The organism is Methylobacter sp. BlB1 (assembly GCF_015476545.1).
In the GTDB taxonomy this organism is placed as follows: Bacteria; Pseudomonadota; Gammaproteobacteria; order Methylococcales; family Methylomonadaceae; genus Methylobacter.
In genome coordinates this window covers 1-1,281 of sequence record NZ_JADMKV010000168.1, presented here as the reverse complement: position 1 = coordinate 1,281, position 1,281 = coordinate 1, and the positions used below count along the sequence as shown (strand labels likewise).

Below are 1,281 nucleotides of genomic sequence, written 5' to 3'. Positions count from 1 at the left end.
TCAGAAATGGATCCAGAAAGTTGGACAGTGGCTTAAGTGATAAAACTGCTCTATTGTAATCTCAACGTATGAGGAAACAACCATGAGCAAGAAAAGAAGAAATCACTCTCCGCAGTTCAAAGCCAAGGTAGCCTTGGCAGCAATTAAAGGCGATAAAACCTTAGCCGAATTATCGTCTGAGTTTGATGTCCACCCGAACCAGATTACGCAGTGGAAGCAGCAATTGCTGGACAATGCCAGTGACTTGTTCAGCAAGGGTAAGCCTAATTCATCCGCTTCCGATGAGGCCATCAAGGATCTGCATGCGAAGATCGGTCAGCTGACGGTGGAAAACGATTTTTTAGCCAAAGTGCTCGGTCGCTAGATCGGGCCCAGCGCAAAGAAAACATCGATCCCCAGGCGGAGCTATCTGTGACCCGACAATGCAAACTGCTGGCGTTGAGCCGATCCAGTATCTATTACCGGCCTGTCGAGGCGTCCGATGAAGATCTGAGACTGATGAAAGCCATCGATGCCATTCATCTGGAGCAGCCGTTCAGAGGGAGCCGAAGGATTCGAGATGAATTGCTTGATCGAAAGGTTGTCGCTTATATCAACCGCAAGAAAGTGCAACGGCTGATGCGGAAGATGGGCCTGATCGCGCTCTATCCGAAAAAGAAAACCAGCCTGCCAGGCAAGGGCCATAAAATCTACCCTTACTTGCTGAAGGGCTTGCGCATTGACCGTCCCAATCAAGTTTGGGCAACCGACATCTGTTATATTCCGATGGCCAAAGGCTTTCTCTATCTGGTCGCGGTAATGGACTGGCATAGTCGTAAGGTCCTGAGCTGGCGCCTGTCGAATACGATGGATACCGGCTTTTGCTTGGAAGCCCTGGAAGAAGCCATTGCGCGTTATGGAGTACCGGAAATGTTCAATACCGACCAGGGCAGTCAATTTACCAGTGACAAATTTACTGGCATGCTCAACGCCCATGGCATCAAGATCAGCATGGACGGCAAGGGCCGCTGGGTCGATAATGTCTTTGTAGAACGGCTCTGGCGCAGCATCAAATACGAGGAAATATACCTGAAGGCATACGAAACGCCGCGGCAAGCTGAATCAGAAATTGGTAAGTATTTTCGCTTCTATAATGAAAAAAGACGACATCAGGGTTTAGCGGGAAAAACGCCGGATGAAGTCTATGACGCTGACCTTTTTGATGAACAAAAGGCCGCATAACCTGGCAGGGTTATCACTTAAGAATGATAAATGGCTGTCCAATTGGTGGGGTCCACTTCT

General features: G+C 48.9%; 1 protein-coding gene. It reads left to right on the top strand.

From position 1 onward, the window contains the following. The first annotated feature begins 82 nt into the window (after positions 1-82). Positions 83-1,221 (top strand): IS3 family transposase gene (locus tag IT781_RS21840; RefSeq protein ID WP_370527076.1). Its coding sequence is split into 2 segments (ribosomal slippage): positions 83-335 and positions 335-1,221, totalling 1,140 coding nucleotides; the frame shifts between segments, so codons are not numbered across the junction. The last annotated feature ends 60 nt before the right edge of the window (positions 1,222-1,281 follow it).